This is a genomic window from Belliella filtrata, assembly GCF_022549775.1.
Classification (GTDB): Bacteria; Bacteroidota; Bacteroidia; order Cytophagales; family Cyclobacteriaceae; genus Belliella; species Belliella filtrata.
On the sequence record NZ_JAKZGP010000020.1, the window covers coordinates 60,048 to 68,204 of the forward strand.

General features: G+C 37.7%; 11 protein-coding genes. All 11 read left to right on the forward strand.

Annotated features, from left to right (window positions below):
* Positions 1-3 precede the first annotated feature (3 nt).
* The 11 genes from secY (at position 4) to eno (ending at position 7,932) form a co-directional block, all read left to right on the forward strand.
* Complete coding sequence (secY, locus tag MM239_RS09670; RefSeq protein WP_241347982.1) at positions 4-1,326, forward strand: preprotein translocase subunit SecY; 1,323 nt, start codon at positions 4-6, stop codon at positions 1,324-1,326.
* Positions 1,323-2,096: a type I methionyl aminopeptidase gene (gene map, locus MM239_RS09675; RefSeq protein WP_241347983.1), complete on the forward strand. Its 774-nt coding sequence runs from the start codon at positions 1,323-1,325 to the stop codon at positions 2,094-2,096. The genes secY and map overlap by 4 nt, the downstream gene beginning before the upstream one ends.
* A 2-nt stretch (positions 2,097-2,098) precedes the next feature.
* Positions 2,099-2,317 carry a translation initiation factor IF-1 gene (gene infA, locus MM239_RS09680; protein WP_040480068.1) on the forward strand — a complete coding sequence of 73 codons (219 nt, stop codon included), beginning with the start codon at positions 2,099-2,101 and terminating at the stop codon, positions 2,315-2,317.
* Between the two features lie 6 nt (positions 2,318-2,323).
* Positions 2,324-2,440 carry a 50S ribosomal protein L36 gene (gene rpmJ, locus MM239_RS09685; protein ID WP_009034194.1) on the forward strand — a complete coding sequence of 39 codons (117 nt, stop codon included), beginning with the start codon at positions 2,324-2,326 and terminating at the stop codon, positions 2,438-2,440.
* A 5-nt stretch (positions 2,441-2,445) separates the two neighbouring features.
* Complete coding sequence (rpsM, locus tag MM239_RS09690) at positions 2,446-2,823, forward strand: 30S ribosomal protein S13 (protein ID WP_241295461.1); 378 nt, start codon at positions 2,446-2,448, stop codon at positions 2,821-2,823.
* Between the two features lie 15 nt (positions 2,824-2,838).
* A complete protein-coding gene (gene rpsK / locus MM239_RS09695; RefSeq protein ID WP_009034192.1) occupies positions 2,839-3,237 on the forward strand; it encodes a 30S ribosomal protein S11 in 399 nt (132 codons plus the stop codon).
* Between the two features lie 20 nt (positions 3,238-3,257).
* Positions 3,258-3,863, forward strand: coding sequence for a 30S ribosomal protein S4 (gene rpsD / locus MM239_RS09700; protein ID WP_241347984.1), 606 nt, complete (start codon positions 3,258-3,260; stop codon positions 3,861-3,863).
* A 31-nt stretch (positions 3,864-3,894) separates the two neighbouring features.
* Positions 3,895-4,884, forward strand: a complete 990-nt coding sequence (locus tag MM239_RS09705) for a DNA-directed RNA polymerase subunit alpha (RefSeq protein WP_241295465.1) — start codon at positions 3,895-3,897, stop codon at positions 4,882-4,884.
* A 5-nt stretch (positions 4,885-4,889) separates the two neighbouring features.
* A complete protein-coding gene (rplQ, locus tag MM239_RS09710; RefSeq protein WP_241347985.1) occupies positions 4,890-5,408 on the forward strand; it encodes a 50S ribosomal protein L17 in 519 nt (172 codons plus the stop codon).
* Between the two features lie 124 nt (positions 5,409-5,532).
* Complete coding sequence (gene carA, locus MM239_RS09715; RefSeq protein WP_241347986.1) at positions 5,533-6,624, forward strand: glutamine-hydrolyzing carbamoyl-phosphate synthase small subunit; 1,092 nt, start codon at positions 5,533-5,535, stop codon at positions 6,622-6,624.
* 30 nt (positions 6,625-6,654) lie between these two features.
* Complete coding sequence (gene eno / locus MM239_RS09720) at positions 6,655-7,932, forward strand: phosphopyruvate hydratase (protein ID WP_241347987.1); 1,278 nt, start codon at positions 6,655-6,657, stop codon at positions 7,930-7,932.
* The last annotated feature ends 225 nt before the right edge of the window (positions 7,933-8,157 follow it).

An 8,157-nucleotide genomic window follows, 5' to 3' on the forward strand; every position in this document is an offset into this window, starting at 1 on the left:
TCAATGAAAAAGTTTATCTCAACAGTTAAGAATATCTTTGCTATTGAAGATTTAAGAGTCCGAATTTTGAATACAATTGGTTTTCTGATTGTATTCAGATTGGGTTCTTTTATCGTTTTACCAGGTGTTGATCCGTCCAAATTAGGCGATGCACCTGAAGGTATTTTCGGCTTGATCGATACATTCTTAGGTGGAGCATTTAGTAATGCTTCCATTTTTGGATTGGGCATCATGCCTTATATCTCTGCATCTATTGTGTTGCAGTTGTTAACTGTTGGAGTACCATATTTTCAAAAGTTACAGAAAGAAGGAGAGTCAGGACGTAAGAGAATCAATCAAATCACGCGTATTTTGACTATTGCGATTACTGTTGCTCAGGGTATTGGCTATATAACAGCCACTATACTTCCTACTGGAGCAGTTATGGTAAGTACTTCTTTGTTCATGTTTAGCTCATTAGTATTGTTATCTGCTGGAACCATGTTCTGTATGTGGTTGGGTGAAAAAATCACCGAAAAGGGTATTGGTAACGGGATTTCAATGCTTATCATGATTGGTATTATCTCTAGATTTCCAGGAGCTATTATAGCTGAAGGTTTGTCAAAAGGTACATCTGGTATGCTTTTGTTGTTAATTGAAGCCGCTGTATTGTTCTTTGTCGTGGTGGGCGTGGTTGCGCTTACTGAAGCAACTAGAAGAATTCCTGTTCAATATGCAAAACAAGTAGTAGGAGGGAAGGTTTATGGTGGACAGAGGCAATATATTCCTATTAAAGTAAATGCTTCGGGTGTTATGCCTATTATCTTTGCTCAATCGTTGATGTTTTTACCAGCTTTAATTGCTCAAATTTGGTCAAGCGATAATGATATTGCAAATTACATCGGTTCAACATTCTCGGATTTCACATCATGGCAATACAATTTAGTATTTGGTATTATGATTATACTATTTACTTTCTTCTATACGGCTATCACGGTGAACCCAGAACAAATAGCTGAAGACTTGAAAAGAAATGGAGGTTTTGTTCCTGGAATTAAACCTGGAGCACCTACTGCCGAGTTTATTGATAATATCATTTCAAGAATTACATTGCCAGGTTCTTTCTTATTGGCCTTAGTGGCCATATTACCAGCTTTTGCGATAATCGCAGGAGTAGGTGGAGAGTTTGCACAATTCTATGGTGGTACTTCATTGTTGATCATGGTTGGTGTTATCATGGATACACTGAGACAAATTGAAAGTTACTTGCTAATGAGACATTATGAGGGAATGATGAAAAGTGGGAATATCAAGAATAATCCTTCTAATTACGCTCCAGCTATATGATTCATTACAAGACCTCTGATGAGGTTCAGTTAATCAAAGAAAGTGCTCAAATATTAGGCAAAGCTCACGGAGAAGTTGCTAAGAATGTAAAGGTAGGTGTCAAGACATCTTATTTAGATAAAATTGCGGAGGAGTTCATAAGGGATCATGGTGGTGTTCCCTCCTTCAAAGGTTACGGTGGATTTCCAGCTTCACTATGTATTTCAGTCAATGAAGTAGTAGTACATGGATTTCCAAGTGACTATGTTTTGAAAGATGGCGATATAATCTCAATAGATTGTGGAGTCTTTCACCAAGGTTTTCATAGCGATAGCGCTTATACTTACCCTGTCGGTGAAGTTTCCCCAGAAGTATTGTCATTACTAAAAACGACGAAGGATTCCTTATACTTAGGAATTGAGAAGGCGGTTTTTGGAAATCGAATTGGTGATATCGGCCATGCGATTCAAAAATTTGTCGAAGCCAAAGGTTATACCATAGTCAGAGAATTAGTTGGTCATGGATTAGGAAAAAGTCTACATGAAGGTCCAGAAGTTCCTAACTATGGAAAGAAAGGCAGCGGTCCATTATTGAATGAAGGGCTTGTGATAGCAATCGAACCAATGGTAAATCTCGGTACACGCAATATTGTACAAGAGCGAGACGGATGGACAATCCGAACTGCGGATAGGAAGGCCTCTGCACATTACGAGCATACCGTTGCGATATTCAAGGATAGAACAGAGATACTGACGACACATCAATATATAGAGGAAAATTTTAATTTCTAAATATGGCTAAGCAGACATCTATTGAACAAGATGGTACGATAATAGAAGCATTGTCAAATGCAATGTTTAAAGTGGAACTGGAGAATGGACATCAATTGATTGCCCATATTTCAGGAAAAATGAGAATGAATTATATTAAGATCTTACCTGGAGATAAGGTTAAATTAGAGCTTTCTCCATATGATCTTTCAAAAGGTAGAATTGTTTATAGATACAAATAAACTGTCATGAAAGTAAAGGCATCAATCAAGAAGAGAAGTGTTGATTGTAAAGTGATCAGAAGAAAAGGAAAGCTTTATGTGATCAACAAAAAAAATCCGAAGTTTAAACAAAGACAAGGTTAATAATTATGGCAAGAATTGCAGGTGTTGACATCCCAGACAACAAACGAGGTGAAATCGGCTTAACCTATATTTTCGGTATAGGAAGAAGCTCAGCCAGAGCGATCTTAGAGAAAGCAGGCATTTCTTATGATAAGAAAGCTGGTGAGTGGAATGATGAAGAATCAACCGCTATTAGAAATATTATAGCTGAAGAATATAGAACTGAAGGTGTTCTTAAATCTGAAATCCAGCTTAATATCAAGCGATTAATGGATATTGGTTGTTATAGAGGTTTGAGACATAGAAAAGGTCTTCCTTTGAGAGGTCAAAAAACTAAAAATAACGCTAGAACAAGAAAAGGTAAGAGAAAGACTGTTGCTAACAAAAAGAAAGCAACTAAATAAATCTTGATTTAGATTATGGCTCAGAAAAGAAACGATAAAGCTAAAGGTAAAAAAAGAGTAGTTAAAGTAGAAGCGGTAGGCCAAGCGCATATCAAAGCTTCCTTTAACAATATCATCATCTCTATTACCAATAATTCTGGACAGGTGATCTCTTGGGCTTCTGCCGGTAAGATGGGATTCAGAGGTTCTAAGAAAAACACTCCTTATGCAGCACAAATGGCAGCACAAAACTGTGGTCAGGTTGCATACGATTTAGGATTGAGAAAAATTGAGGTTTTTGTAAAAGGTCCTGGAGCGGGTAGAGAATCTGCGATCAGAACTTTACAAAATGTAGGTCTTGATGTGACTACGATTATAGATGTGACTCCACTTCCACACAATGGATGTCGTCCTCCAAAACGTAGAAGAGTTTAATCATTTAAGAAGAATAGAAAATGGCTAGATATAGAGGTCCAAAGGCGAAAATTGCTAGAAAATTCGGTGAACCGATAGAAGGACAAAGCAAGGCGCTTCAAAAAAAGAACTACCCTCCAGGACAACATGGTAGAGGTAGAAGAAAAAAGCAGTCAGAATACGCTATACAGCTTGCTGAAAAGCAAAAAGCAAAGTATATCTATGGTGTATTGGAAAGACAGTTCTCCAAAATGTTTGATATTGCGTCAAGAAAGCAAGGGATTACAGGTGAAAACCTTCTTCAGTCTCTTGAGGCAAGATTAGACAATGTAGTTTATAGATTGGGTATCTCACCTACAAGAAGAGGTGCTAGACAACTTGTATCTCATAAGCACATCCTAGTAAATGGTGAATTGGTTAATATTCCTTCATACTCTTTGAAAGCAGGTGATGTGGTATCGGTTAGAGAGCGTTCTAAGTCTCTTGAAGCGATCACTTCTAGCTTGGCTGGAAAAGGTGCTTCTCGTTATTCATGGTTAGAGTGGGATAACGCCTCATATGCAGGTAAGTTCGTGAGTGTTCCAGTAAGGGAAGATATTCCTGAAAACATCAAGGAACAATTGATCGTCGAACTTTACTCTAAGTAATATTAATTCAGACTTAAAAAGAACTATTGATATGTCCATACTAGCATTTCAAATGCCTGAGAAAGTGGTGATGGAGAAGGCTGATGATTTTCACGGTCTATTCACATTCAAGCCACTTGAAAAAGGCTATGGGGTTACAATTGGTAATGCCTTGAGAAGAATTCTTCTTTCATCTCTAGAAGGTTATGCCATCACTTCCGTAAAACTACCAGGTGTTGTTCATGAATTTTCTACCATTGAAGGGGTAGTGGAGGATGTTACTGACATCATCCTAAACCTAAAGCAAGTTAGATTTAAAAAATCTCATGAAGCTATTGACGGTAAGATTACTGTTGAGGTTAAAAATCAATCGGTTTTTACTGCTGGTGACATTGCGAAGTATACCTCTTCATTTGAGGTTTTGAATCCCGAATTGGTTATATGCCACTTGGATGAATCAAAAAGTCTTGAAGTAGAACTTACAGTAGAAAAAGGAAGAGGGTATCTTCCAGCTGAAGAGTCTAAACCTAAGGAGCAAGTTTTTGGAGTTATTCCTATTGACGCAATCTTCACACCTATTAAGAATGTAAAGTATAGTGTTGAAAATACTAGGGTAGAGCAAAAGACTGACTTCGAAAAATTGATCCTAGAGGTGACTACAGATGGCTCTATCCATCCTGAAAAGGCGCTTCAAGAATCAGCAAAGATTCTTATTCAGCATTTTATGTTGTTTTCTGATCAGACTATGGTCTTGGACTCTACAGGAGTTTCTGAACCAGAGCCGATTGATGAAGAATTCCTACACATGAGAAAACTATTGAAAACCAATTTGGGAGATCTAGATTTGTCAGTGAGAGCATTCAACTGTTTGAAAGCAGCAGATGTGAAAACATTAGGGGATTTGGCAAGGTTGGAAATTTCTGATATGATGAAATTTAGAAACTTTGGAAAGAAATCTCTTGCTGAATTAGAACAACTTATCCAAGAGAAGGGATTAACCTTCGGTATGGATTTGTCTAAGTATAAACTTGATGAAGAGTAATAAAAATGAGACACGGTAAGAAATTTAACCATCTTGGAAGAACTGCCAGCCACAGAAAGGCTATGCTTTCAAATATGGCAGCTTCTTTGATCCTTCACAAGCGTATATCTACTACGCTTGCTAAGGCCAAGGAATTGAGAAAATTTGTAGAGCCTTTGATCACAAGGGCTAAAGAAGATACTACACACAATAGGAGAATTGCATTCTCTTACCTTCAAAGTAAAGATGCTATCAAAGAACTTTTCGGCGAAGTGATCGAAAAAGTAGCTACTAGACCAGGAGGATATACTAGAATTATCAAAACTGGTTTTAGACTAGGTGATAATGCTGAGATGTGTATTATTGAATTGGTAGACTTCAACGAATTGATGTTGAAAGAAGCAAAACCAGCTAAGAAAACTACTAGAAGAAGTAGAAGAGGTTCTGGTGCTTCATCTAATGCAGAAACTAATACAGCTGTTGCTGATGCTCCAGAAGCTGATGCTTCAGAAACAGAAAAAAAAGAAGATAATTCAGCAGAATAATATGTTGTAGGACTCTTCATATAAAGGGATTGAACTTTGGTTCAATCCCTTTTTTTATATCCTTTCAATTTTACAAGGCTTAATCTTTAGAAATTTCTTAAATTTGACCAGTCTTAGAATAAAAATGAACAAACAAAAAGCAACCCTTCTCTTAGCTGACGGAACGATTTTCCGCGGAACTCTTATCGGTAATCCAGGAACAAATGGTGGTGAAATATGCTTCAACACAGGCATGACTGGTTATCAGGAGATTTATACTGATCCATCTTATACAGGGCAAATCATCGTTACAACTACTTCTCATATTGGGAACTATGGTGTTGTAGAATCTGAGTCCGAGTCTGGTGCCCCAACGATTGCAGGCATCGTTGTGAATTCTTTCTCTGAGGTCTTTAGTAGACTAGATGCTGATAGTTCTTTGCAAGATTATCTTGTAAAGCATGGAATCACTGGTATTGCAGATATAGATACTAGGAAACTTGTACGTCACATTAGGTCAAAGGGAGCTATGAATGCTATCATTAGCTCTGAATTTGAAAATGATCTTGCAGGTTTGAAAGCGGAGTTGAATCTTGTGCCTGATATGAACGGTTTAGAATTGTCTTCCAAAGTATGTACAAAGGAGCCTTTCTTTTACGGTGATGAGAATTCAGCAATAAAAGTGGCTTGCCTTGATTTCGGTATCAAGATGAATATACTTCGTAATCTTGCAGATAGAGGTGTGTACTGTAAGGTTTTTCCTGCCAAAACTAAATTGGAGGAGATGCAAGACTGGAATCCATCTGGTTATTTTTTGTCTAACGGACCTGGTGATCCTGCAGTGATGGATTATGCTGTGGAGACTACCAAAGCTATTCTTGAATCAGGGAAGCCTGTTTTTGGAATTTGCCTCGGCCATCAGCTATTAGCCGAAGCTTGTGGCGTATCTACTTACAAGATGCATCACGGACATCGAGGTATCAATCACCCTATCAAAAATTTGATTACTGGTAAAAGTGAAATTACTTCTCAGAATCATGGTTTTGTTGTTAAAAAAGAGGATGTGGAAAGTAATTCTGACCTTCAAATTACCCATGTCCATCTTAATGATGGAACTGTAGCTGGAATAAAGCTTAAGAGTAAACCAGCATTTTCAGTGCAATATCACCCAGAATCTGCTCCTGGGCCACATGATTCTCGATATTTATTTGACGAATTTGTATCTTTAATGCAATAAAAATAATACCTAATTAAACCATTTAAAATTATGACGTTAATTCAATCAATCCACGCTAGACAAATTTTGGACTCTAGGGGAAATCCTACCATCGAAGTAGATGTAGTTACCGAAAATGGTGCTTTTGGACGTGCTGCTGTTCCAAGTGGTGCTTCTACGGGAGTCAATGAAGCGGTGGAATTAAGAGATGGAGACAAATCTAAATACCTTGGAAAGGGAGTCTTGAAGGCTGTATCTAATGTCAATGACGTTATAGCCCCTGAACTTTTAGGTCTTGATGTTTTTGAGCAAAACCTTATTGATCAAATCATGATCGATCTTGATGGAACTCAAAATAAAAGTAAGCTTGGAGCTAATGCCATTTTAGGGGTTTCTTTGGCGGTTGCTAAAGCTGCTGCAATGGAAGTTGGCCAGCCTTTGTATCGTTACATAGGTGGTGTTAATGCAAACACTTTGCCTGTTCCTATGATGAACATTATCAATGGAGGTTCTCATTCAGATGCACCTATTGCATTTCAGGAGTTTATGATCAGACCTGTTGGGGCTGAGAATTTTTCTGAAGCTATAAGGATGGGGGCTGAGATTTTTCATCACTTGAAGAAAATCTTACATGATAAAAACCTAAGTACTGCAGTAGGAGATGAGGGTGGATTTGCTCCAAATTTTTCTGGTGGTACAGAAGAAGCTTTAGCTTGTATTTTAGAAGCTATTGAAAAAGCTGGCTACAAAGCAGGATCAGATATCACCATAGCGCTTGATTGTGCAGCTTCTGAATTCTATGTAGATGGAAAATATGATTATAAGAAATTTGAAGGTGAAGGTGGACAGACTCGTACAAGAGAAGAGCAGGTTGCTTACCTAGCTGAGCTCGCTGAGAAGTATCCAATCGATTCAATCGAAGATGGTTTTGCTGAAGAAGACTGGGCAGGTTGGGCTATGCTTACAGAGAAAATCGGTGATAAAGTCCAATTGGTTGGTGATGATCTTTTTGTGACGAATGTTAACTTTTTGGCTAGAGGAATCAAAGAAAAGTCAGCTAACTCTATCTTGATCAAAGTAAATCAAATCGGTACTTTGACTGAAACTTTAAACGCTATTTCTATGGCTCATAAGGCTGGATTCACAGCAGTTATGTCTCATAGATCAGGTGAAACAGAGGATTCTACCATTGCTGATCTAGCTGTAGCGGTAAACTGCGGTCAAATCAAAACTGGATCTGCATCTAGATCTGATAGAATGGCAAAGTATAATCAATTGTTGAGAATTGAAGAGCAATTGGGAGATTCAGCGTTTTTTCCTAAGAAATAATTTCTAACGCTGATTTCAGGATAAAAAAAGGGCAGCTTAGCTGCCTTTTTTTATTTCTAACAATTGAATTTATGAGTATTATCTTAACTCTTATTATTGGTATCCATCCGACCAACCCCATCTTGTATGGGATAATTTTATTTAGGTCGGTACTGTTCCCAGTTTGAAGGGAGTAGTTGATAAAGATCTTTTTGTTTGTGAGCTTGGATTCTTTCGAACACATCT

What these genes read in the sequence shown, in the direction of transcription:
- secY (WP_241347982.1), top strand. Translation starts at nt 4, where the DNA reads ATGAAAAAGTTTATCTCAACAGTTAAGAATATCTTTGCTATTGAAGAT.
- map (WP_241347983.1), top strand. Translation starts at nt 1,323, where the DNA reads ATGATTCATTACAAGACCTCTGATGAGGTTCAGTTAATCAAAGAAAGT.
- infA (WP_040480068.1), top strand. Translation starts at nt 2,099, where the DNA reads ATGGCTAAGCAGACATCTATTGAACAAGATGGTACGATAATAGAAGCA.
- rpmJ (WP_009034194.1), top strand. Translation starts at nt 2,324, where the DNA reads ATGAAAGTAAAGGCATCAATCAAGAAGAGAAGTGTTGATTGTAAAGTG.
- rpsM (WP_241295461.1), top strand. Translation starts at nt 2,446, where the DNA reads ATGGCAAGAATTGCAGGTGTTGACATCCCAGACAACAAACGAGGTGAA.
- rpsK (WP_009034192.1), top strand. Translation starts at nt 2,839, where the DNA reads ATGGCTCAGAAAAGAAACGATAAAGCTAAAGGTAAAAAAAGAGTAGTT.
- rpsD (WP_241347984.1), top strand. Translation starts at nt 3,258, where the DNA reads ATGGCTAGATATAGAGGTCCAAAGGCGAAAATTGCTAGAAAATTCGGT.
- MM239_RS09705 (WP_241295465.1), top strand. Translation starts at nt 3,895, where the DNA reads ATGTCCATACTAGCATTTCAAATGCCTGAGAAAGTGGTGATGGAGAAG.
- rplQ (WP_241347985.1), top strand. Translation starts at nt 4,890, where the DNA reads ATGAGACACGGTAAGAAATTTAACCATCTTGGAAGAACTGCCAGCCAC.
- carA (WP_241347986.1), top strand. Translation starts at nt 5,533, where the DNA reads ATGAACAAACAAAAAGCAACCCTTCTCTTAGCTGACGGAACGATTTTC.
- eno (WP_241347987.1), top strand. Translation starts at nt 6,655, where the DNA reads ATGACGTTAATTCAATCAATCCACGCTAGACAAATTTTGGACTCTAGG.